This window comes from Pseudoxanthomonas composti (assembly GCF_004122095.1).
Lineage (GTDB): Bacteria > Pseudomonadota > Gammaproteobacteria > Xanthomonadales > Xanthomonadaceae > Pseudoxanthomonas_A > Pseudoxanthomonas_A composti.
Map to the genome: position 1 here is coordinate 1 of NZ_SAWZ01000017.1, position 22850 is coordinate 22850.

The following is a 22850-nucleotide window of genomic DNA, read 5'->3' on the forward strand; positions in this document are numbered from 1 at the left end:
CAGCCGCGAAGGGGCTTTACCGGGAAAGCCTCTTCGCGGCTGATGGCCCTAGGCCACCTGGAGCCGCTCCCATAGGAATCCCACGGGACCAGGCGGCTAATTCCGCGCACCGCCATCCACCACTACCGCCGGGGCCACGACCCCGGTGGTGCTAGGCGGCGCCCGGCTCACCACACCTTGACCCGCTGCGCCGGGGCCAGATACAGCTTCTGGTCCGGCTGCACGCCGAAGGCGTCGTACCAGGCGTCGAGGTTGCGCACTGTCTGGGCGCGGAACTGACCCGGCGCGTGCACGTCGGTCAGGATCGCGTTGCGCAGCGCCGCCTCGCGGTACTTGCCGCGCCAGGCCTGGGCAAAGCCCAGGAAGAAGCGCTGCTCCGGGCTGAAACCCTCCAGCGCCTGCGCGGGCTTGCCCTGCTGGGACAGGCGATAGGCGTCATGGGCGGTGGCCAGGCCGGCCACGTCGGCGATGTTCTCGCCCAGGGTCAGCTTGCCGTTGACCGCCAGGTCGTCGAAGGCCTTGTACTGGCTGAACTGCGCGGCCAGCGCCGCACCGGCGGCGTCGAAGCGCTCCAGATCCTGCGGCGTCCACCAGTTGCGTAGCGCGCCACGGGCGTCGAACTGCGCGCCCATGTTGTCGAAGCTGTGGCTGATCTCGTGGCCGATCACCGCGCCAATGGCGCCGTAGTTCACCGCCTCGTCGGCGTTGGGGTCGAAGAACGGCGGCTGCAGGATCGCCGCCGGGAAGATCAGGCGATTCTCCAGCGGCACGTTCAGCGCGTTGACCGTCTGCGGCAGCATGTACCACTCGCTGTGCCCGACCGGCTTGCCCAGCTTGGCGCGCTGCTGCTCGTAGGCCAGGCGCCCGGCGCGCTCGGCGTTGCCCAGCGGATCGTCGCGCTTGACCTCCAGGGCAGCGTAGTCGGTCCAGGCCGAGGGATAGCCCACCTCCACCTTCAGCCCGGCGATCTTGGCCTTGGCCTCCTGCTTGGTCTCCGGGCTCATCCAGTCCAGCCCGTCGATGCGCGCGGCGAAGGCGGCCACGATGTTCTTGACCATCGCCTCGGCGCGGGCCTTGGTTTCCGGCTTGAAGTACTGCGCCACGTACTGCTTGCCCACCGCCTCGCCCAGCGCCTCGTTGGTCAGGGACACCGCGCGCTTCCAGCGCTCGCGCTGCTGCGGCACGCCGTTGAGGGTCTTGCTGTAGAACTCGAACGATTCGTCGGCCAGGGCCTTGGGCAGGAAGGGGGAGGCACGGTCCAGGGCGTGGAAGACCAGGTAGTCCTTCCAGGTGTCCAGCGGCTGGCTGTCCACCAGCGCGGAGATGCCGCTGATCGCGCCGGGCTGCCAGGCGATGAAATCCTGCTGGTCCTGCAGGCCGGCCGCTTCCAGGAACGCCTGCCAGTCCAGGCCCGGCGCGCGCTGGTCCAGGTCGGCGCGGCGCCAGGCGTTAGCGCCGGCGCGCACGTCCTGCGTCTGCTCGTTGGTCGCATGCACCTTGGCGATCTCGATCTCCAGCGCCAGCACCCGCGCGGCCTTGGCCTGCGCATCGGCAATGCCGCCCAGCTCCAGCACCTTGGCCACGTGGGCCTGGTACTGGCGCCGCAGCTCGGCCATGCGGCCACCTTCCAGGTAGAAGCTGCGCTCGGGCATGCCCAGGCCGCCTTGCACCAGGTAAGGGGTCACCCGGTCGGGCTGGTGCAGGTCCTGGCTGATCCACACGCCGAACAGGCGGTCGGTGGTCAGGTCGGTGGCATTGAGCAGGTCCACGTCCGCGCGCAGCTGGCCGCCCAGGGTGGCGGCCAGGGCGCGCTTGTCGGCAATCTCCGAGAGCGCCTTCAACTCGCCTTCCACCGGCGCCAGGCCACGGGCCTGGATGCCGGCCTCGTCCATGAAGGCGGCGTAGTAGTCGCCGGCCTTGCGCAGGTCGCCACTGGCCTTGGCATCGCCAGCGGCGCCTTCGATGATCTGGCGCACGTGCTGCTCGGTGTCCTGCAGGATGGTGGTGAAGCTGTTGAAGCTGGAGCGGTCCGGCGGAATCTCGGTGTTCTTCACCCAGCCGCCGTTGGCGTACTGGAAGAAGTCGTCGCCCGGGGCCACGGCCTTGTCCATGCCCGCGGTGTCGAAGCCGAAGCTGCCCAGGGCGGCCTTGGGGCCCTGCGGCGCCTGCTCGGTGGGGGCTGTGGCCGGGGCGGGGGTGTCGGCCTGCCTGGAACAGGCCAGCAAGCTGCCCAGCAGCGCGGCGGAGACGGCCAGGGGCAACAGGGCGGGGCGGGTACGGAACATGGAGCGGGACCTGCGCGGAGGATGAGACGCCAAGGGTAGGCCACCGGCGTGGCGCGCGGCAAAACCAGGGTGCGTGCCGTAAATCCGACCTGTGGAAGCGACTCCAGGTGGCCTAGGGCCATTAGCCGCGAAGGCGCTGTACCGGGAAAGCCTCTTGGCGGCTCAGCGCCGCTCCCACAAGACCGAATGCGCACGCCTCGATCGCGGCTACGCCAGATTTGAGCCCGCCCCAGGGCGGTTCCATCGCCCGATCCGGGGTTTGGTCGCCTCCGGGCTGGCGCGGTGCGGCGCGCTGGGTATGCTCCGCCGCAATGTTCTTCCGGGGGGTGCCACCATGTTTTCCAGCTTCTTCTTCTTCATCCGCATCATCGGCGCCTGGTGCCTGGCCATCGGCGTGGCCGCGTTCCTGTGGTCGGGGATGTTCCATGGCATGCAGAGCCCGCCGGGCACGCTGTTCTGGCTGATCGCCGCCGGCCTGCTGGTGACCACCTCCATCCGCGTGGTGGACCATCTGCACCGCGTGCGCGTGGTGGCAGGCACCACCGATGCCGCCAGCCTGTCCAATCGCCAGCGCCGCGTGATCGACCTGCCGATGCTGGCCGATGAGGCCTTCGAGCTGATCGAAGGCGCGGTGCGCGAGCTGCCGCGCATCCATGCGGTGGTGGCCACCCACGACAGCCTGCGCCTGCATGGGTTGGTGCCCCGCCCGGAGGTCGACCCGGCGCGCACCTACGCCTGGTACAACCTGCCCGGGCGCCTGCTCAGCGCCTGCGCGATCAAGCGCGACGAGGTGCTGGTGACCATCATGCCGGGCGAGGCCACCTGCCGGGTCAGCCTGCGCTGCGAGCCCGATGCCGGCGCCTGGCGCGACCTGTTCAACGTGGACAAGGGCGTGAACTTCGAACACATCGAGTCGCTCAGCCGCGCCATCGCCCGGCGCGTGGCCGAGCGCCGCCGCGCCGAGCAGGCCACCTCGGCCCACAACGCCAACGAGAAGGAACTCACCCAGGCGCGCCTGAACCTGCTGCAGGCGCAGGTGGAGCCGCACTTTCTCTACAACACCCTGGCCAACGCGCAGGTGCTGGCGGCCACCGACCCGCCGCGCGCCGAACAGATGCTGGGACACCTGATCCAGTACCTGCGCCGCTCGCTGCCGCGCGAGGAGAACGCGCTCTCGCCGCTGGGCGAGGAGCTGGAGCGGACCCAGGCCTACCTGGAGATCCTCAAGATCCGCATGGGCGCGCGGCTGGATGCACGCGTGGAAGTGCCCGACGCGCTCAAGGGCGTGACCCTGCCCTCGATGATGCTGCAGACCCTGGTGGAGAACGCCATCAAGCATGGCCTGGAGCCCAAGCCCGGCGGCGGCACGCTGTGGATCATGGCGCGCTCGGTCGAGGACGGCATCGCCGTGACCGTGGCCGACGACGGCCTGGGGCTGGGCGTGGCCAACAGCAGCGGCACCGGCATCGGCCTGAAGAACCTGCGCGAACGCCTGCGCCTGACCTACGGCGGCGCGGCCAGCTTCTCGCTCACGGCCAACTTCCCCAACGGCGTGGCCGCCACCCTGCTGCTGCCGCGTCCGCAGCCGAGCCATGCGCCACCGGCACCGCCGTCGATGCCCAGCGCCCACGGTCTGCACAGCGCCGCATCGCAGGGCCAGGCCGCCACCGTGTCGCCGCCCGCCCTGCAGGGGTTGGCCGGAGTCGCCCAGCATGGCTGAGTGCGTGGTCGCCGAAGACGAGGACCTGCTGCGTGCCGCGCTGGTGGCCCAGCTGCGCCAGGCCTGGCCGGAGCTGGAGATCGCCGCAGAATGCAGCGATGGCGCCAGCGCGCTGGAAGCCATCGCCGAGCGCCAGCCGGAGGTGGCCTTCCTGGACATCCGCATGCCCGGCCTGACCGGCATCGAGGTGGCCCGCGCGGTGGCCGACGCCAGCCCGCGGACCCAGGTGGTGTTCGTCACTGCCTACGATCAGTACGCCATCGAAGCCTTCGAACACGGCGCGGTGGACTACCTGCTCAAGCCGGTGACCGGCGAGCGCCTGCAGGCGACGGTGCAGCGCCTGCGCACGCGCAGCCAGCCGGCCGCGCCGGACGTGGCGGTGCTGGACGCGCTGTTGCAGCGGCTGGCGCCCAGGGCGCGCCCGCAGGCCGCGCCGCTGGCCTGGGTCACCGCCAGCGCCGGCCGCGAGACGCGCCTGATCATGGTCGAGGACGTGGCCTACTTCCGGGCCGACCACAAGTACACCGTGGTGATGACCGCCGAGGGCGAGGCGCTGCTGCGCACGCCGCTGCGCGAGCTGCTGGGCGCGCTGGACCCGGCGGTGTTCAAGCAGGTCCACCGCTCCACCATCGTCAATCTGCGCGCGGTGGCTTCGGTGATCCGCGACGACAGCGGCAAGGGCCAGCTGCGGCTGCGCAACCGCCCGGAGCTGTTGACCGTCAGCCAGCCCTTCATGGGCCTGTTCAAGGGCATGTAAAGCGCACCCGCAACAGCCCGCGCGTGGACGGTCTCCGCCTGCGCGACGGGTGTTTCGCATCCTGCCTGCCCGCAGTCGCGGGCCGGCCCACTGCCGGGCATTGCCTGGTTCCCCAGGAAACACCGGACCCGCGTCACCGGACTACAAGGAGAGCGCCATGCGCCTGTTGACCTCGATGCTGTACTGCCTGCTGGCCCTGTTCGGCTGCGATGGCGGCAGCACGTCCACCACCGTGACCCGCCGCCAGCTCGACGGCCAGGACATCTTGTTCAGCCGCACGACGGTGGAAGCCGGCCAGGCCACGTTCCAATGCGTGCGCAGCAGCAGCGGGCGCTGCCATTACCAGGTGTTCGAAGAGGCCTGTGCCGCGGCCGATCCGGCGCATCCGCCGCAATGCGCACGCACGGCGCTGGATCAATTCAGCCTTGCGGTCGGCGAACGTCGCCAGGTCAAGGGTCTGGCCGCGCAGGTCAAGGACTGCGTGGACACCGAAGCGTCGACGCTGGCCACGCGCTGCGGCATGTGAGCGCTGGCGGCGGGGCGGTCGCGGCTGGCCAGCGCTGTGGCGCTGGCGGGGACTGCTCAGCGGGTCTGGACGACCGCATCCTGCGTGGGGGCGGACTCATGCGCCACGGCGGTGCCGGCGATGAGCGGCAGCAGGATCAAAAGAAGGAGGCGGGAGCGCTTGCTCAGCATGAGGGGAATGTCCGGGGGATCGTGCTGAGCAATGGCGCAATCTCCGTGCCAAGCCGGGCGGGTGTCAAAATCCTGGCAAAGCAGGTCGGCGTTCGCAGTTCCTCACCAGACCAGGCAGACGCAGGGCCTGGGTGACGCGCCGGGATTCCGGCAAGGCCGCGCAATTGGACCCTGTGCGTCACCTGCTGACCGGCTTCACGCCCCACCGACGTGTCTTGGACCAAAGTCGAACCCGTTTCCACCCCCACGGAAGCTCCCCCATGTCCATGGCCAATGCCGGGCGTGACAGCGCCCACTGCATCATCGTCAGCATCGACCGCGAGCGTGCGTACTGGAAAAACCATTACGCCGGTCTGCCGCGGGCGCACGAGAGTCGCGGTTTCGAGAGCTATTGGCCGCTGCTGGAGCAGGCCTACCTGGTCTACCTGCGCCACCCCGACACTTCGCGTGACCAGGGCGGTGAACTGTATGCCGAGTCCAAGGAAGCGCGTGCCTGGCGCCTGGACCGGCCGCAGGCGCAGTCGCTGTTTTCCCGGGTGATGGATCGCATCCATCGCGCCACGACCCGGCTGGAGTTCGCCGCCTGAGGGCAGCCGGCCCTGGTCGCTGGGTGACACGTCGATCGTCGACAACTTCAGCAATCCCTTGGCAGTCGATCCGATGCCCGCCTGAGAGGGCGGGCATCGGCGTTCTTCCTGTGGTCTCGTACCAGCGGCGGTCCCGCGTGTGACGCGGTGCGCCGGCGAATCAGTGCGCCGGTGCGCCGCCACCGAAATCGAAGCCGCCATCGCGCGCCTTGCGCGGATCGCGTTGCTCGGAAGCCGGCACGCGCGTAGTGCGAGAGCGCTGTCCGCCCAGGTCGTTGAGCGAGCCGACCAACTTGGCGTGGTACCGCATGCGGCCCATCTCGCGCATGATGCGGATGTCCTCATGACGCAGCTGGCGACGCGACATCACCGCCTGCTTGTAGGCCAGCACTTCCGGATAGTCCTCGGCCATGTGCAGGGCATCGAACACCGACTCGACCGTGTCCGCATCCGGCGAGAGCGGCGCGCGCATGTTGAAGGCGCGCATCCAGCGCTCGAAGCCGGCCTGCTTGTCGAACATGTTGGCGATGAACCACAGCACGAACAGGATGGACACCCACGAGCCGGCGATGATGGCCAGCTTGCCCAAGCTGATGGTGAAGTCGTGTTGCCAGAGGTTGTTGGCGATCACCGCCAGCACCGTGAGCGAGATCACCTGCCAGCCGACGACCGAGGCGACGATCCACTGGCTCTTGGCCACGCGCAGCAGACCCAGCTCTTCCTGGATGTCCTGTTCACTCTTGTTCCGCCAGTGCTCGACCTGCACGTCGAAGGGGTCGCGGTCGAAGCCATTATCTTCCAGCAGCAAATTCAGACCCTTGAATAGCGCGATCATGATGGTTCCTTTGCAGAAACTAATGCGGTGTCTGTGGAGGTTGGACGCGCGCCCTGAAGGCGCGTGCTCATGTTCTAGCACGCAAAAAGCCTGGCTTGCGTGTGCTCAGGCACAGTGGCCGATGTGCGGTTGCAGCAGGCGATGCAGGGATTCGGCGCGTGATTCGGCGCGCTTTGAGTTGTCGCAGCGCGGTAAGCAAAAAGATTGGAGGAAATATAAAGACAGGAAAATCCGCCGCTTACTGAATGGTGCGGCGCAGTGATTTTCCGCGCGCTGTTTTTCGTCTTACAGATGAATAGGCCCGGCCCGCATTTGCCGCGGGCCGGGCCTTAGACCAAAGAGTCATCCGGGATTTAGCGGGAACTGCGTCCGCCGTTGCCGGGCACCGCCCGCTCCATGTCGTTCCAGGCATGGCGGACGGCCGACTTGGCGTCGGACCACTCCAGCCGCGAGTCGCCGCGGATGCGGGTCCAGTCGGTTTCCATGTCGCGCTCCAGGGCATCGTCCCAGGTGCGGCCCGGATACTGCGCGCGTGCGTAGGTGCCGTAGCGGTAGGCCGGACGATAGTCCTGCTCGAAGGCCATGCCGGGCTGGCGATAGTCGGCCGAGGAAAACTCGCCCTCGTAATACCGGTCCGAGGCGTCGTAGGCGCGATGGGTGCGGTCGCTGCGGTCCCAGGCATCGCGCACCGGTGCCCGGGCATCGTCCCATTCAAGGCGCGAGTTGCCGCGGGCATCGATCCACCCCTGGCGCAGGTCCGCTTCCAGGCTGTCGTCCCAGACGCGCTCGCGGTGCGCGTCGCGCGCGCTAGCACCGTAGGTGTAGGCCGGCGAATAGTCGCCGTCGTAGTCGTAACCCTGCTTGGTGTATTCGCGATCTGCCCACGCCTGGCGCCAGTAGGCCTCCTCGCCAGTGGGATCCACGCGCTCGGCCACGCCCTTGCCAGCCGCAGCACCGGCCACCGCGCCGATCGCGCCGCCGACCAGCATGCCGATCGGGCCCAGCAGTGCGCCAGCCGCAGCGCCGGCGGCCGCGCCGCCTGCACCGCCCACGCCAACCCCGATCGGGTGCGATCCGGGCGCGCCGCTGATGGGATCGCGGTTGAGGTCGCGTTGCGCGTCATCGCGCGGTGTATTGCTTGCCATGCCGATACTCCTGTCTGCGTCGCGAACCTCGGTTCGAGACAAGCCGTCGGTGCGACGACCCTTCAAACAGGAGACTGTGCGCTGAGGGGTAAATCGGGCGTGCCGCGCGGATGACGCTGGCGTTAAGTCTATCGGCTCACCCAGCAGGACCTGTGGAAGCGCTCTGTGCGACCCAGGGCCATTGGCCGCGAAGAGGCCGTCCTGGGCCAACACGAACGCAATAGGGCAGCAAAGGCGAACCCAGGGCTGCGAGGCAGCGCTCTCAGGCCTCGCCACCCTGCCATGGCATGGCCAGCCAGGCCTCGAGCGCGTCGGCCTGCATCGGCCGCGCGATCCAGTAGCCCTGGCCCTCATCGCAGCCCCATTCGCGCAGCATGCGGTATACCGCTTCGCTCTCGACGCCCTCGGCCACCACCTGCTGACCGAAGTCGTGGCCAAGCCGGATCATCGACGTCACCAGCTGGCGGTCGCTGCCGTCGCCAGGCAGGGCGCGAATGAAGGACTGATCGATCTTCAATGCGTTGGCCGGAACGCTCTTGAGATAGGCGATGTTGCTATAGCCCGAGCCGAAATCGTCGATGGCGATGTTCACCCCGAGCGCGCGGATCTTCTGGAGCTGATCGGCTACGTGTTGCGGGTCGCGAATCATCGCGCTTTCGGTGAATTCCAGCTCCAGGGCGCCTGGCGCCAGTGCGTGCGTGAGCAGGAGCGCCTGCAGGCGGTCGATGAAATCGGCCTGTTCAAGGTCCACTGCCGACACGTTCAGCGAAACGCTGAAGCGGTAGCCGCGCCGCTGCCACAAGGCCGCCTGGGCGATGCCGGCTTGCATGACCCAATCGGTGATCCGCCTCATCAGCGCGGTCTTTTCCGCAAGCGGGATGAAAGCGTTCGGTGCGACCTGGCCAAGGAGAGGATGCCGCCAGCGCAACAGCGCCTCCACGCCGACACAATCGCCGCCGCGCATGCTCACGCGTGGTTGATAGTGCAGGCTCAACTGCCCCTGCGTCTCCAGCGCCTCGGGCAACGCGGCCAGAATCCAGAAGGCACTGCGTTGGCTGGCGTCATGGCCGCGTTCGTAAAGGCACCAGCGTTGGCCCCGCTGGCGTGCCATGTCCACCGCCGTGGTCAGCGAGCGCACGGTGTGATTGGCGCTGAGCGCGCCGTCCATGCGCACCGCGCCCAGCGAGGGGCTGGGCAGGTGCGGGATGCCCTGGTGGTCGATCGCTGCAGCGAAGCCGGCGCACACCTGCTCACACCACTGCTCCACATGCTGGGTCTGGCCGCCTTCGACGATGAAAACGAAGGTGGTGGTATCGATCCGGTACAGCGGCAGATTGCCCAGGGCGCCGCGCAGGCGATCGCGCGCGGCCACCAGATAGCCTTCCGCGTACTCCCAGCCCAAGGCCTTGACCATGTCGCGGAAGTAATCGCCCCCGCACACGTCCACCGCCACGGCGAAGTCGTGCTGGTCGGCAGCCTGCAGCGACAGCCACATGGTCAGGTCGTCGTTGAAGCGGCTGCGATTGGGCAGGCCGGTCAGTGGATCGACGAAGCCGGGATTGCGCAGCGTGTCGATGCGCGCCATCAGCAGGTCGCGCAAGTCCTGCAGGGTGCGGCGTTCGAGCTGGCCGAAGTCGCGATGGGGCTCGGTGTCGATGACGCACAGCGTGCCCAGGCTGGCGCCATCGTCGGTCAGCAGCGGCGCCCCGGCATAGAAGCGGATGAACGGCGGACCGGTGACCAGGGGGTTGTCGCAGAAGCGGGGGTCCAGGGTCGCGTCGGGGACCACCATCAGGTCCGGGCTGTGGATCGCGTAGGCACAGAAGGCCTGGCTACGCGGCGTCTGCGGCACGTCCAGGCCGACCCGGGACTTGAACCACTGGCGGTGTTCGTCGATCAGCGAAACCAACGCGATCGGCACCTGTAGGTAGCGAGCCGCCAGCTGCGTGATCAGGTCGAACATCTGGTCGGCCGGCGTGTCCAGCAGGCAGAGCCGACGCAGGGCGTCCAGCCGCAGCGTCTCGTCCAGCAGCAGGGATGGCGGCGGCTTGAGCATGCAGGGTTAGCGGCGGGAGGGGGGTGGAACTTGAGGGGCGGGGCGGGATGAGGGGGGCGATGAGGAACGAGAAACGAGAAACGAGAAACGAGAAACGAGGAACGAGGAACGAGAGAGGGCCTTGCCGCCGTGTGCGTGCGACTGGAATGGCGGTGACGGGTGGCAGCTTGCTGTGGACCTGGGCGGGATGGGTCGCGCGCGCGTGGCGGGCTTGCGGCGGCGTTTATCCTTGTCGCATGAACCCTGGGTACCCTCCGCTTCTGGCCCTGACGTGACCGCCCCCGGCCCCGCCAAGACCGATGTGGCCCTCACACCGTGGCTGGCGCGCCTGATCCGCGGCTGGGTCCTGCGCGCGTTTCCGCGTGGCAAGAGCCAGATCGACTACGACACGCCGGTGGGCGATGTCGGCCTGTTCGGCCCGGACAGCGTGACCTGGCGCATCCACGCCGATTTTCCCGGCATGTTGTCCGGCGGGCTGTCGGCGCTGGCGCTGCAGACCCTGCATCCACGCGCGCTGGCCGGGGTCTACGACCATTCCAACTTCCGCGAGGATCTGGTGGGCCGCCTGCGGCGTACCACCGCCTTCGTGGCCGGCACCACCTATGCCGGCCATGCGCAGGCCCAGGCTTTGATCGCCCACGTACGGCGCATCCACGGCCAGGTGCGCGGCCACACCGAGGACGGACAGCCTTATGCCGCCGACGATCCGGACCTGCTGACCTGGGTGCACGTGACCGAGGCGCACGGCTTCCTGCGCGGCTACGCGCGCTACTGCCGTCCTGTCCCACCGGCGTTGGCTGATGCGTACTACGCCGAAGCACGCCGGGTCGCCATCGCCCTGGGCGCGCATGAGGTGCCCGGCAGCGTGGCCGAGGTGGAAGCCTATTTCGCACGTGTGCTGCCGCAACTGCGCTGCGATGCGCGCTCGCGGGAAGTGCTGCAGGTGCTCGCGCGCATCCGCCTGCCGGTGCCGTTGCCGGGACTGTCGCGGGACCTGTTCCTCGGTGCGGGCCTGGCGCTGCTGCCGGACTGGGCCACCGCCCTGCTGGGCCGCACCCGGCTGCAGCGCTGGGGCGACCGCCAGTGCGCCAGGGTGCTGGCCTGGCTGGCGCCGATGTTCCGCCTGGCCCTGGTCGATGGCACCTATGCGCTGGCCTGCCGACGCGTGGGGCGCCCGGTGCAGGCCATGTACGACTGGCCGGAGCAGCACCCGCCCAGCCGCTGAACACGACCCTGTCTCATGGATTGAGACACCCAGCTGGCAGGCTGTTGCGGTGAACGTCACCGAGAAGCTCGCCATTCTGGCCGATGCGGCCAAATACGATGCCTCCTGCGCCTCCTCCGGCGCGGACAAGCGGCATTCGCTCGGCACCGGCGGCATCGGCAGCACCGAGGGCATGGGCATCTGCCATTCCTACACGCCGGATGGCCGCTGCGTGTCGCTGCTGAAGATCCTGCTGACCAACTTCTGTGTGTTCGATTGCGCCTACTGCGTCAACCGGGTCACCAGCAACGTGCGCCGCGCGCGCTTCACCCCGGCCGAGGTGGTGCAGCTGACGCTGGACTTCTACAAGCGCAACTACATCGAGGGGCTGTTCCTCTCCAGCGGCATCATCCGCAACGGCGACTACACCATGGAGCAGCTGGTGGAGGTGGCGCGCAGCCTGCGCGAGGACCATCTGTTCGCCGGATACATCCATCTCAAGACCATTCCCGATGCCGCCCCGGAGCTGCTGGCCGCGGCCGGGCGCTACGCCGACCGCCTGAGCATCAATGTCGAACTCCCCACCGAGACCGGGCTGGCGCAGCTGGCGCCGGAGAAGAAGCCTGGCGGGATCCGCTCGGCGATGGGCGAGCTGCGCTGGCGCATCGAGGAGAACAAGGAGCAGCGCCGCGAGGAGAAAAAGCTGCGCGCCAAGCCGCCACGCTTCGCGCCGGCCGGGCAGAGCACGCAGATGATCGTGGGCGCCGACGGCGCCGACGACCGCGCCATCCTGCAGACCAGCACCAACCTCTATGGCAACTACCGGCTGCGGCGCGTGTACTACTCCGCCTTCAGTCCCATTCCCGATGCCTCCAGCAAGCTGCCACTGCAGGCGCCACCGCTGCAGCGCGAGCATCGCCTCTACCAGGCCGACTGGCTGCTGCGCTTTTACGATTTCTCGGTTGAGGAGATCGCGCCGACCGGCGCGGCCAACGGCATGCTGGACCTGGACATTGATCCCAAGCTGGCCTGGGCGCTGCGCCACCCCGAGCGCTTTCCCGTGGACGTGAACACCGCGCCGCGGGAAATGCTGCTGCGGGTGCCGGGGTTGGGCACGCGCAATGTCGAGCGCATCATCGCCTCGCGTCGTTTCCGCAAGCTGCGGGTGGAGGACCTGACGCGCCTGCGCCTGCCGATGAAGAAACTGCTGCCCTTCGTGCAGCTGCTGGACCATCACCCGCGTGCGGCGCTGGACGACATGGGCAAGCTGCGCGGCATGTTGGCGCCCAAGCCGCGGCAAATGGGTCTGTTTTGAGCGTGTGGCCATGCGGCCCGGCGCAAGCGCCGCAGCGCGTACCGACCGCGGCCGCTGGTGCTCCTGAAGGTGGCGCCTGTGGGAGCGGCTCCCGGTGGCCTCGGGCCATCAGCCGCGAAGAGGCTTTCCCAAAAAGCTCCACCGCCGCTCCCAAGGCATGCGTGCCGGCTGTGTTCCCAATGCGCCCGAAGCATCGACCGCGACGCGGCAAGCGCAGCCTGCCGCGCGCGCCGGCGCACCTGCGGGCCCGCTGAATGTTCACCGCGCACGTCGAACCCCCGTGGGATCTGGATGCCTGGCGCATTGCCGCACGGGCGGCATGGTGCGCGCAGGTCTCGCCGGAGCTGATCGAGTGGAACGGCGATGCGCAGGGCGGCTTGATCGCCGGGCAGGACGTGGCCGCGCTGCCGGCGCAGCGCGATGGCCTGCGGGTGTCCTCGGACTTTCTGTCGGTGGCCGCGGCCGTGCTGTGTCATCGCGATCCGCAGCGGCTGGCCTTGCTGTACCGCCTGCTGTGGCGGATGGACAGCGAGGGGCGGCATCTCATGGCGCACGCGACCGATCCGGACGTGCGCCGCGCGCAGATCCTGGCCAAGGCGGTGGGGCGCGACACGCACAAGATGAAGGCCTTCGTGCGCTTTCGCGAGGTGCCCGGGGAGCCCGATGCCTTCGTGGCCTGGTTCGAGCCGGAACACCATATCGTCGATCGGGTCGCGCCGTTCTTCGCGCGTCGCTTCGCCGGCATGCGCTGGGCGATCCTGACGCCTTATCGCAGCGTGGCCTGGGATGGGGCGGCGCTGGCGTTCGGACCGGGCGGCACCCGCGCCGATGCGCCGGCCGACGACGCGCGCGAATCGCTGTGGCGCACTTATTACGCCAACATCTTCAATCCGGCGCGGCTCAACCCGACGATGATGCGTTCGGAGATGCCGCAGAAGTACTGGAAGCACCTGCCGGAGACGCAGCTGCTGCCCGAGCTGATTCAGAACGCCGGCGTCCGCGTGCGCGAGATGGCCGAACGCATGCCGCAGGCGCCGCGCCGCAAGATTCCCGATGCGCCATTGGCGCCGGTGCTCACCGCCGAAGATTCGCTGGAGGCCGTGCGTCAGGCCGCCTCGGCCTGCCGCCGCTGCGAGCTGTGGCAGCCGGCCACGCGCACGGTGTTCGGCGAAGGTCCGCCCGACGCGCGGGTGGTGCTGGTCGGTGAGCAGCCAGGCGACGAGGAGGACCTGAGCGGCCGGCCCTTCGTCGGTCCGGCGGGCAGGTTGCTGGACCGCGTGCTGCGCGAGCTCGGGCTGGACCGCGGCAGCTTCTACCTGACCAACGCGGTCAAGCATTTCCGCTTCGAGCAGCGCGGCAAGCGCCGCCTGCATCGCAATCCCTCCAGCGCGCAGGTGCAGGCGTGCCGGCCGTGGCTGCAGGAGGAACTGGCGCGCCTGCAGCCGCAGCACATCGTCTGCCTTGGCGCCACCGCCGCCCAGGCGGTGTTCGGCGCGGGCTTCAAGCTGATGGAGCAGCGCGGCCGCTGGCAGGACCTCACCGACGGCGCGCAGGCGATGGCCACCGTGCACCCTGCCTGGGTGCTGCGCCAGCCCGACCCGCAGGCGCGCGAGGACGCGCTGCAGGTGCTGCGCACGGATCTTGCGCAGCTGGCAGGGCGAAGCTGAGGCGTCTGGACCAACACCGGAGGCTTTGCTGGCTGCGGGGCTGAGGAAGCCCTGTGGCAGCGGCTTCAGCCGCGAAGGGACTTTCCCGAGCAGCCCTTCGCCGATGAATCGGCTCCCACATGAAGAGGCAGGCCGTAGGGTGGATGACGCTCTTCCATCCACCATCGCCGCGAACCAAGCCGATGTTTGGAGGCGTGTGACCCGGTCCAACGGAAGATTCGCGCGCACGGCGCCCGCTTGGTCTTGCCGCGCCTGCCTTGGTGGACAAGCTTCGCATTGTCCACCCGACGCGGGCCTCGGGCGCTTTGTGGCAGCGGCTTCAGCCGCGAAGGGGCTTTACCGGAAGAGCCCTTCGCCGATGAATCGGCTCCCACATCAAGAGGCAGGCGTAGGGTGGATGACGCTCTTCCATCCACCATCGCCGCGAACCAAACAGAGCGGATGTTTGGAGGCGTGTTACCCAGTCCAACGGAAGATGCGCGCGCACGGCGCCTGCGTGGTCTTGCCGCGCCTGCCTTGGTGGACAAGCTTCGCATTGTCCACCCGACGCGGGCCTCGGGCGCTTTGTGGAAGCGGCTTCAGCCGCGAAGGGGCTTTACCGGGAAGGCCCTTCGCCGATGAATCGGCTCCCACATGAAGAAGCAGGCCGTAGGGTGGATGACGCTCTTCCATCCACCATCGCCGCAAACCAAACAGAGCGGATGTTTGGAGGCGTGTGACCCAGTCCAACGGAAGATTCGCGCGCACGGCGCTCGCGTGGTCTTGCCGCGCCTGCCTTGATGGACAAGCTTCGCATTGTCCACCCTACGCGGGCCTCTGGCGCTTTGTGAGAGCGGCTTCAGCCGCGAAGGGGCTTTACCGGAAGAGCCCTTCGCCGATGAAACGGCTCCCATATGAAGAGGCAGGCGTAGGGTGGATGACGCTCTTCCATCCACCATTGCCGCGAACCAAACAGAGCGGATGTTTGGAGGCGTCTTACCCGGTCCAACGGAAGACTTGCGCGCACGGCGATTGCGTGGTCTTGCCGCGCCTGCCTTGGTGGACAAGCTTCGCATTGTCCACCCTACGCGGGCCTCTGGCGCTTTGTGAGAGCGGCTTCAGCCGCGAAGGGGTCTTTACCGGGAAGGCCTCTTCGCGGCTGAGGCCGCTCCCACAGTGCCCCACAGTGCTCTGGCAATGCTTCTACATTGTGTTGTGAGGCCGGCCCGACCGGATCGGCCTACTCCGGCACCAGCTCCAGCGCGCCAGCGGCGGCGCCGACGCGCGCGCGGACCGCATTCATGTCGCGCACCGGCCGGACCTCGATGCAGCCCACCGTCGCCCACGGAAACTCATCGGCGATGCGCACGGCCTCGTCCAGGTCGCGGGCCTGGATCAGGTTGAAGCCTGCCAGCAGCTCCTTGGTCTCGGCGAAGGGCCCATCGACCACGGTGCGCTTGCCGGCACGCACACGGACCGAGCGCGCCGCGTCCGGATCCTCCAGTTGCTGCGAGGCCAGCAGCACACCGTCGCGCTTCATCTGGTCGGCGTGCTCGAAGCAGCCGCGCATCAGACGGTCGTACTCCTCCTGCGGCAGCGCGCGCAGCAGCGCGGGATCGATATGGATCAGCAACATGAACTGCATGGCGGCTCCAACCGGCGGGCAGGGGCGCATCATGCCCCAAAACGCTCGGGTGCCGGGCTGCTGCGCTGCGTCAATGCGGGCCGAGCGTCAGGCGCCAAGCTCCTGTCATGGGACCACCATGGGCTGACGAAAGTTTTTTCCCTAGCCATGTCGATCTTCGCCGCCCTCGCGCGTCGTCCTTACAAAGCGCGGCCAACAGCCGCCCATGCCAACGAGGAGCAAGCTCATGAAAGTAATGGTGCTGGTCAAGGCAAGCGAGGACTCCGAGGCTGGTGCCATGCCGGACACCGCCCTGCTGGAGGCGATGGGCCGCTACAACGAGGCCTTGGTCGGCGCCGGGATCATGCTGGCCGGCGAAGGCCTGCATCCTTCTTCCGAGGGGCGCCGCGTGCGCTTCGACGGCACGACGCGCGCGGTGACCCAGGGGCCTTTTCCCCAGACCGGCGAGCTGCTGGCCGGCTTCTGGCTGTGGCAGGTGCGCTCGATGGAAGAAGCCGTCGAATGGCTCAAGCGCGCGCCCTTCGATGGCGGGGTCGAGGTCGAGCTGCGTCCGGTCCTTCAGGCCGAGGACTTCGGACAGGCCCTGACCCCAGAACTGCGGGCGCAGGAAGATCAGCTGCGCGAACGCACCGCCGGCCGCGCCTGAGCCGCCTCCATGCCCTACATCCCACAGGAGATCCACACCATGCAAGTCGCACCGTACCTGTTCTTCAACGGCGATTGCCGCCAGGCCATGCAGTTCTACGCCGACATGCTCGGCGGTCAGCTCGTCGCGTTGTCCACCGTGGACCAGGCGCCGCCCGATGCCCGGATGCCGGGGATGCCCGATGACAGCGTGATGCATGCCATGGTCGTGGCCGGCGACGTGACCCTGATGGCCTCCGACGCCTGTCCGCCGCAGGACTACACCCCCCCGCACGGCATGACCGTCAGTCTGCAGGTGGACACCGTGGAGCAGGCCGAGCGCCTCTACGCGGCGCTGGCCGAGGGCGCGCAGGTCCAGATGCCGTTGGGCAAGACCTTCTGGTCAGAAGCCTTCGCCATGCTGACCGATCGCTTCGGCACGCCGTGGATGATCAACGTCGTGCAGGCATGCGGCCCGGACGCCAGCGCATGAGCACCCAGGTCTTCATCAACCTGCCGGTGCGCGACCTGCCGGCCGCCAAGGCCTTCTACACGGCGCTGGGCTACCGCATCAACCCGCAATTCACCAACGATGACGCCGCCTGCGTGGTCATCAGCGACACCATCCACGTGATGCTGCTGGTGCATCCGTTCTTCCGGACCTTCACCACCAAGGACATTTGCGATACCAGCCGGCACACCGAGGCCATCCTGTGCCTGTCGGCCGACAGCCGCCAGGCGGTGGATGCGCTGACCGAGCGCGCGCTGCAGGCCGGCGGCACCCAGCCCTCGCCGACGCAGGACCTGGGCTTCATGTACGGCCGCAGCTTCACCGACCTGGATGGGCATCACTGGGAAGTCATGGTGATGCTCGGCCAGCCGACGGCCTGATGCGCAGTCCGGCCGCCATCGATGTCTTCAATGCAGGAGCAATGCCTTGTCGAATGCTGACCAGCACATGCTGCCAACGCCAACCGTCGACCTCGCCGACGGCCGCACGATGATGCGCAAGGCTGGCGAAGGCGGCAGAGCGCCCAGCGCGCCTAAAGCCGTGAGGCGCACACGATGAAACTCGTCCTTGGCATGTTCCTGAGCCTGGACGGCGTGGCGCAGGGCCCCGGCGGCCCGGAAGAAGACCGCAGCGGCGGCTTCGCCCACGGCGGCTGGTCGGTGCCCTACTGGGACCAGGCCATGGTCGATGTCCAGAGCGCCTGGGTCGAGACGCTCGACGCGTTGCTGCTGGGGCGAGGCACCTACGAGATCTTCGCCGCGCACTGGCCGCATGCCGAAGCCGACGACCCAATCGCCACGCGCTTCAATCGCGTGCCCAAGTACGTGGCCAGCCACGCGCCGCTGTCGCTGCCATGGGCCGGCAGCGAGCGACTGGAGGGCGAGGCGGCGGCAAGCATCCGTGCCCTGAAGGCCCGGCCTGGCGATCAGCTGCAGGTGCACGGCAGCCTTGGGCTGGCGCAGACCCTGCTGCGCGAGGGTCTGATCGACGAACTGCGGCTGTGGTGGTTTCCCGTCGTGCTGGGGCAGGGCAAGCGCCTGTTTGGCGAGGGCACGGTGCCGGCCGGCATGGCCTTGCTGGATACACTGCGCTTTCAGACCGGCGTGGTGTTCCAGCACTACCGGGTGGGTGCGCCGCTGAGCTATGGCTCCTTCATGCACGCCGATCCGCCGCCGGAAGAGCTGCAGCGCCGCCTGGGCATCGCCGAAGGTGCGGCATGAGGCCCTGCGCCCTGGCGTCCCATCGCGCTCCCTTGCGCCTGGCCGTGCGCGTGCGCTGGGCGCCGAGCGCGCTGGTGATCGTGGGGGCCTTGCGGCTCCGCGGGCGGGGGTGACCATGGCCGTATCCAGGTCGACCCGGGCCGGTGGCGAGCAGGTGGATGCTTTCATGCAGGCATCGACCCATCCGCTCAAGCCAGTGATGGAGGGCGTGCGCGCGCTGGTGCTGGGCATCGATCCGGCCATCGGCGAGGACATCAAGTGGAACGCGCCTAGCTTCTACCTGCGTGAACACTTCGCCACGCTGCAACTGCGCGATCCGGCCCAGGTGCAGGTCATCCTGCACCTGGGCGCCAAGCAGCGCGCCGGTGTCGCCGTTCACGTCGATGACCCCACCGGCTTGCTGACTTGGCTGGGCCCGCAGCGGGCGAGCGTGTGCTTTGCCGATGACCTGCAGCTGCAGGCCGGGCGGCCGGCGCTGGCGGCGACCCTGCGGCAATGGCTCGGGCCGCGCTAGGCGATGCCATGGCCTGCTTGCATGCGCGCGACGGCAGTGGTCTGATCCGGCGCCATGGCCAACGCGCTTGGACCGACCATCGATGCGCTCTGGCGCATGGAATCGCCACGGATCATCGCGGCGCTGACGCGCATGCTGCGCGACGTCGGCCTGGCCGAGGACATGGCGCAGGATACCCTGGTCTCGGCACTGGAGCACTGGCCGCGCGATGGCCTGCCGGACAATCCCGCCGCCTGGCTGATGGCCGCCGCCAAGCGCAAGGCGATCGATCGCCTGCGCCAGCAGCAGCTGCACCGGCGCAAGCACGAACAGATCGCCCACGAACTGGACGAGCAGGCCATGGACGCGCCTGACGACAGCGACCGGCTGGAGGACGACATCGGCGATGACCTGCTGCGGCTGATCTTCATCGCCTGTCATCCGGTGCTGCCGCTGGAATCGCGGGTGGCGCTGACCCTGCGCCTGTTGGGTGGGCTGTCCATCGAGGAGATCGCCCGCGCCTTCCTGCAGCCCGAGCCCACCGTGGCCCAGCGCATCGTCCGCGCCAAGCGCACCCTGGCCCAGCAGCAGGTGGCCTTCGAGGTGCCGCGCTGGGATGCGCTGGGCGAACGCCTGGAGGCGGTACTGGAGGTGATCTACCTGGTGTTCAACGAAGGCTACGCGGCCACCGCCGGGCAGGACTGGATGCGCCCGGCGCTGTGCGAGGAGGCGCTGCGCCTGGGCCGCGTGCTGGCCGGGCTGATGCCGCAGGCGCCGGAGGTCTGGGGCCTGCTGGCGCTGATGGAGCTGCAGGCTTCGCGTGCCAAGGCCCGCCTCGATGCGCGAGGCGAGGCGGTCCTGCTGCTGGAGCAGGATCGCGCGCGCTGGGACCGCCTGCAGATCGCGCGCGGCCTGCAGGCGCTGGAGCGCGCCCAGCGGCTGGGCGGCACCTTCGGCCCGCATGCGCTGCAGGCGGCCATCGCCGCCTGCCATGCCCGCGCCCTGCGCGCGGTGGACACCGACTGGCCGCAGATCGCCGCGCTCTACGGCGTGCTGGCCACGGTGATGCCCTCGCCGGTGGTGGAACTCAATCGCGCCGTGGCCGTGGGCCGCGCCAGCGGTCCGCAGTCCGGCCTGGAGCTACTGGCACCGCTGCAGGCCCATCCACAGCTGCAGGGCTATCCGCAGCTGCCGGCCGTGCGCGGCGACCTGCTAGAGCAGCTGGGCCGCCGCGCCGAGGCGCGCCAGTGTTTCGAGCAGGCCGCGCGGCTGACCCGCAATGCCCACGAGCAGGCGCACATGCTGGCGCGCGCGGCCGCCTGCGCCGACGAGGCCGATGCATGAGCCAGACACCGCCGCTGCCCTTCGCATTGCAGCGCCTGGACCACGTGGTGCTGCGCGTACGCGACAGCGCGGTGGCCGAGGCCTTCTACTGCGGCGTGCTGGGCTGCCAGGTCGCGCGTCGCCGCGATGACCTAGGGCTGGTGCACCTGCAGGCGGGCGCCTCGATGATCGACCTGGTCGCGCTCGACGGGCCGCTGGGAACACGCGGTGGCCAGGGGCCGGGCCCGCAGGGACGCAATGTCGACCACCTGTGCCTGCAGGTGGCGCCCTTCCACGCCGAGGCGATTGCCGCGCACCTGGCCGCCCATGGCGTCTGGGCCAGCGAAGCCTCGATGAACTTCGGTGCCGAAGGCGAAGGCCCCTCGCTGTACTTCAGCGATCCGGACGGCAACACGGTGGAGTTGAAAGGACCGGCCTGCTCGCCAGCCGCGGAATGAAACCTGCGCGCCTCAGCGCAGCATGATGCGGTTCCACACGTCGCGGATGACCTGCTCGGCCTGCGGCCAGCGCAGGCGCTCGTGGTCTGGCAGCTGCGCGTAGCGTTGCTCCAGGTCCGTCCACAGCCCTTCCAGTGGCGTGTGCGGGTTGAGCAGGTAGGCGTCGTAGGCGAACTTCAGCGTCGGCTGCGAGGCCTGGAAGCTGTACGCGTGCTCCTGCGCGGCATAGACGTTGCGCCAGAAGCCCAGCTCGCGTTCGACATCCACCACGATGGCGTGTGGGCTGGTGGCCGCGGTGATGCCTGAGTCCATGCGCGCGCTCCAAGATCGATTCCCTGTGACCGCAGCCTGGGGCGATGGCGGTGAACCCGGTGTCAATGGTGACAGGCGCGGACGGAACGCAGTTTCCGGCGGCAGTGACGCCCGGCAGCAGTGGGCTTTCCGTATCCTTGTCGCCCTTTCGCGGGACAGGGCACAGGCGCGCGCCCGACACCTGCTGCAACCGGAGGTCGTGTGATACCTACCATCGACGTACGCGGGCTGACCAAGGCCTACAAGGGCGGCTTCCAGGCGCTCAAGGGCGTGGACCTGCAGATCCGCAAGGGCGAGATCTTCGCCCTGCTGGGCCCCAATGGCGCCGGCAAGACCACCTTGATCAGCATCCTGTGCGGCATCGTCACCCCGTCCGAGGGCAGCGTGACCATCGCCGGCCACGACATCGTGCGCGACTACCGCGCCGCGCGCAGCAAGGTCGGCCTGGTGCCGCAGGAGCTGGTGACCGAGCAGTTCGAGACCGTGTGGGCCGCGGTGCGCTTCTCGCGCGGGCTGTTCGGCAAGCCGGCCAACCCGCAGCTGATCGAGCAGATCCTGCGCGACCTGTCGCTGTGGGAGAAGCGCGACAGCAAGATCATGGCGCTGTCCGGCGGCATGAAGCGGCGCGTGCTGATCGCCAAGGCGCTGGCGCACGAGCCGGAGGTGTTGTTCCTGGACGAGCCCACCGCCGGGGTGGACGTGGAGCTGCGCCACGACATGTGGCAGCTGGTGCATCGCCTGCGCGAGCGCGGGGTGACCATCATCCTGACCACGCACTACATCGAGGAGGCCGAGGAGATGGCCGACCGCATTGGCGTGATCAACGGCGGGCGCCTGGTGCTGGTGGAGGACAAGGCCACGCTGATGCGCAAGCTGGGCAAGAAGCAGCTGGCGCTGACCCTGCAGCAGCCGCTGCAGGCCATTCCCGCGCCGCTGGCCGACCTGCCGCTGGAGCTGCAGGCCGAGGGCACCCAGCTGGTCTATACCTTCGACGTGCAGGCCGAGGAGACCGGCATTGCCGCGTTGCTCAGGCGCCTGGCCGAGCAGGGCATCGATTTCAAGGACCTGCATTCCTCGCAGTCCTCGCTGGAGGACATCTTCGTCAATCTGGTACGGGAGGCGCGCGCATGAGCCTGGGACTGAACTGGCATGCCGTGGCGGCCATCTATCGCTTCGAGATGGCGCGCACCTTCCGCACCATCACCCAGTCCATCGCCTCGCCGGTGCTGTCCACGTCCTTGTACTTCGTGGTGTTCGGCGCGGCCATCGGCAGCCGCATGGGCCAGGTGGAAGGCGTGTCCTACGGCGCCTTCATCATCCCCGGCCTGATCATGCTCTCGCTGCTCAACGAGAGCATCTCCAACGCCTCCTTCGGCATCTACATGCCCAAATGGTCCGGCACCATCTACGAGCTGCTGTCCGCGCCGGTGTCCTTCGTGGAGGTGGTGCTGGGCTATGTGGGCGCGGCGGCGACCAAGTCGCTGATGCTGGGCCTGCTGATCCTGGCCACGGCGCGGGTGTTCGTGGACTACGACATCCAGCACCCGGTGTGGATGGTGGCCTTCCTGCTGCTGACCGCGCTGACCTTCTCGCTGTTCGGTTTCATCATCGGGCTGTGGGCCGACGACTTCCAAAAATTGCAGGTGATCCCGCTGATGGTGGTCACCCCGCTGACTTTCCTGGGCGGGGCGTTCTACTCCATCAACATGCTGCCCCCCGCCTGGCAGACCGTGACCCTGTTCAATCCGGTGGTCTACCTGATCAGCGGCTTCCGCTGGAGCTTCTACGGCGTCTCGGACGTGCACATGGGCGTCAGCGTGGCGGCGGTGCTGGGCTTCATGCTGGCCTGCCTGGTGGCGATCTGGGCGATGTTCCGCACCGGCTGGAAGATCAAGAGCTGAGCCGCCGCAGCCTCCAAAGAGACCCCGTAGGGTGGATGACGCTTTTTCCATCCACGATCGCCGCGAAACGAACGGTGCGAGCATGCGGCGCGCCTTGGTCCGGCCTCGGCGCCTTGG

22 protein-coding genes are annotated in these 22850 nt (G+C 68.5%); 16 read left to right on the plus strand and 6 right to left on the minus strand.

What is annotated here, in order from left to right; translation table 11 throughout:
* Positions 1-167: 167 nt before the first annotated feature.
* Entirely contained in the window at positions 168-2285 is a 2118-nt protein-coding gene (locus EPA99_RS18220; protein WP_129472688.1) for a M13 family metallopeptidase, read from the minus strand.
* Between the two features lie 334 nt (positions 2286-2619).
* Here EPA99_RS18220 and EPA99_RS18225 point away from each other — a divergent pair, with 334 nt between their 5' ends.
* The 4 genes from EPA99_RS18225 (at position 2620) to EPA99_RS18240 (ending at position 6045) form a co-directional block, all read left to right on the plus strand.
* Positions 2620-4005 (plus strand): sensor histidine kinase, encoded by a 1386-nt coding sequence (locus EPA99_RS18225; protein ID WP_129472689.1) that lies wholly within the window; start codon positions 2620-2622, stop codon positions 4003-4005.
* The gene (locus EPA99_RS18230; protein ID WP_129472690.1) at positions 3998-4762 is read left to right on the plus strand and encodes a LytR/AlgR family response regulator transcription factor; all 765 of its coding nucleotides are present in this window, start codon (positions 3998-4000) and stop codon (positions 4760-4762) included. Before EPA99_RS18225 ends, EPA99_RS18230 begins: the two co-directional genes overlap by 8 nt.
* A gap of 157 nt (positions 4763-4919) precedes the next feature.
* Complete coding sequence (locus EPA99_RS18235) at positions 4920-5288, plus strand: hypothetical protein (RefSeq protein ID WP_129472691.1); 369 nt, start codon at positions 4920-4922, stop codon at positions 5286-5288.
* Positions 5289-5718: 430 nt separating this feature from the next.
* The gene (locus EPA99_RS18240) at positions 5719-6045 is read left to right on the plus strand and encodes a hypothetical protein (RefSeq protein WP_129472692.1); all 327 of its coding nucleotides are present in this window, start codon (positions 5719-5721) and stop codon (positions 6043-6045) included.
* Positions 6046-6205: 160 nt separating this feature from the next.
* On the opposite strand, the gene EPA99_RS18245 is transcribed toward EPA99_RS18240, so the two are convergent.
* From EPA99_RS18245 to EPA99_RS18255, 3 genes are all read right to left on the minus strand, one after another.
* Complete coding sequence (locus tag EPA99_RS18245) at positions 6206-6880, minus strand: hypothetical protein (RefSeq protein WP_241688469.1); 675 nt, start codon at positions 6878-6880, stop codon at positions 6206-6208.
* 353 nt (positions 6881-7233) lie between these two features.
* Positions 7234-8031, minus strand: a complete 798-nt coding sequence (locus EPA99_RS18250; protein ID WP_425479247.1) for a hypothetical protein — start codon at positions 8029-8031, stop codon at positions 7234-7236.
* 256 nt (positions 8032-8287) lie between these two features.
* Entirely contained in the window at positions 8288-10081 is a 1794-nt protein-coding gene (locus EPA99_RS18255) for a putative bifunctional diguanylate cyclase/phosphodiesterase (protein WP_241688470.1), read from the minus strand.
* Between the two features lie 271 nt (positions 10082-10352).
* Between EPA99_RS18255 and EPA99_RS18260 the strand changes: the two genes are divergently transcribed.
* The 3 genes from EPA99_RS18260 (at position 10353) to EPA99_RS18270 (ending at position 14267) form a co-directional block, all read left to right on the plus strand.
* Complete coding sequence (locus EPA99_RS18260; protein WP_241688471.1) at positions 10353-11306, plus strand: oxygenase MpaB family protein; 954 nt, start codon at positions 10353-10355, stop codon at positions 11304-11306.
* A 49-nt stretch (positions 11307-11355) separates the two neighbouring features.
* The gene (locus tag EPA99_RS18265; protein WP_129472695.1) at positions 11356-12600 is read left to right on the plus strand and encodes a putative DNA modification/repair radical SAM protein; all 1245 of its coding nucleotides are present in this window, start codon (positions 11356-11358) and stop codon (positions 12598-12600) included.
* A gap of 254 nt (positions 12601-12854) precedes the next feature.
* The gene (locus EPA99_RS18270) at positions 12855-14267 is read left to right on the plus strand and encodes a UdgX family uracil-DNA binding protein (protein WP_129472696.1); all 1413 of its coding nucleotides are present in this window, start codon (positions 12855-12857) and stop codon (positions 14265-14267) included.
* A 1219-nt stretch (positions 14268-15486) separates the two neighbouring features.
* Here EPA99_RS18270 and EPA99_RS18275 read toward each other — a convergent pair.
* Positions 15487-15891: a YciI family protein gene (locus EPA99_RS18275; RefSeq protein ID WP_129472697.1), complete on the minus strand. Its 405-nt coding sequence runs from the start codon at positions 15889-15891 to the stop codon at positions 15487-15489.
* Between the two features lie 226 nt (positions 15892-16117).
* On the opposite strand from EPA99_RS18275, the gene EPA99_RS18280 reads away from it, so the two are divergent.
* From EPA99_RS18280 to EPA99_RS18310, 7 genes are all read left to right on the plus strand, one after another.
* Positions 16118-16537, plus strand: a complete 420-nt coding sequence (locus EPA99_RS18280) for a YciI family protein (protein ID WP_129472698.1) — start codon at positions 16118-16120, stop codon at positions 16535-16537.
* 39 nt (positions 16538-16576) lie between these two features.
* On the plus strand, positions 16577-17008 hold the full coding sequence (locus EPA99_RS18285) for a VOC family protein (protein WP_129472699.1): 432 nt from the start codon (positions 16577-16579) through the stop codon (positions 17006-17008).
* Entirely contained in the window at positions 17005-17406 is a 402-nt protein-coding gene (locus EPA99_RS18290; protein ID WP_129472700.1) for a VOC family protein, read from the plus strand. The genes EPA99_RS18285 and EPA99_RS18290 overlap by 4 nt, the downstream gene beginning before the upstream one ends.
* Before the next feature lie 174 nt (positions 17407-17580).
* Positions 17581-18246, plus strand: coding sequence for a dihydrofolate reductase family protein (locus tag EPA99_RS18295; protein WP_129472701.1), 666 nt, complete (start codon positions 17581-17583; stop codon positions 18244-18246).
* A 115-nt stretch (positions 18247-18361) separates the two neighbouring features.
* A complete protein-coding gene (locus EPA99_RS18300; protein ID WP_129472702.1) occupies positions 18362-18760 on the plus strand; it encodes a DUF1801 domain-containing protein in 399 nt (132 codons plus the stop codon).
* 54 nt (positions 18761-18814) lie between these two features.
* On the plus strand, positions 18815-20083 hold the full coding sequence (locus EPA99_RS18305) for an RNA polymerase sigma factor (RefSeq protein WP_129472703.1): 1269 nt from the start codon (positions 18815-18817) through the stop codon (positions 20081-20083).
* Complete coding sequence (locus EPA99_RS18310; RefSeq protein WP_129472704.1) at positions 20080-20520, plus strand: VOC family protein; 441 nt, start codon at positions 20080-20082, stop codon at positions 20518-20520. Before EPA99_RS18305 ends, EPA99_RS18310 begins: the two co-directional genes overlap by 4 nt.
* Before the next feature lie 12 nt (positions 20521-20532).
* Here the strand turns inward: EPA99_RS18310 and EPA99_RS18315 are convergent, their stop codons facing one another.
* Positions 20533-20832, minus strand: coding sequence for a hypothetical protein (locus EPA99_RS18315; protein WP_129472705.1), 300 nt, complete (start codon positions 20830-20832; stop codon positions 20533-20535).
* A gap of 201 nt (positions 20833-21033) precedes the next feature.
* Between EPA99_RS18315 and EPA99_RS18320 the strand changes: the two genes are divergently transcribed.
* Together EPA99_RS18320 and EPA99_RS18325 are read left to right on the plus strand one after the other, a co-directional pair.
* Complete coding sequence (locus EPA99_RS18320; RefSeq protein ID WP_129472706.1) at positions 21034-21963, plus strand: ABC transporter ATP-binding protein; 930 nt, start codon at positions 21034-21036, stop codon at positions 21961-21963.
* A gap of 8 nt (positions 21964-21971) precedes the next feature.
* The gene (locus EPA99_RS18325) at positions 21972-22733 is read left to right on the plus strand and encodes an ABC transporter permease (RefSeq protein ID WP_129472715.1); all 762 of its coding nucleotides are present in this window, start codon (positions 21972-21974) and stop codon (positions 22731-22733) included.
* Positions 22734-22850: the final 117 nt, after the last annotated feature.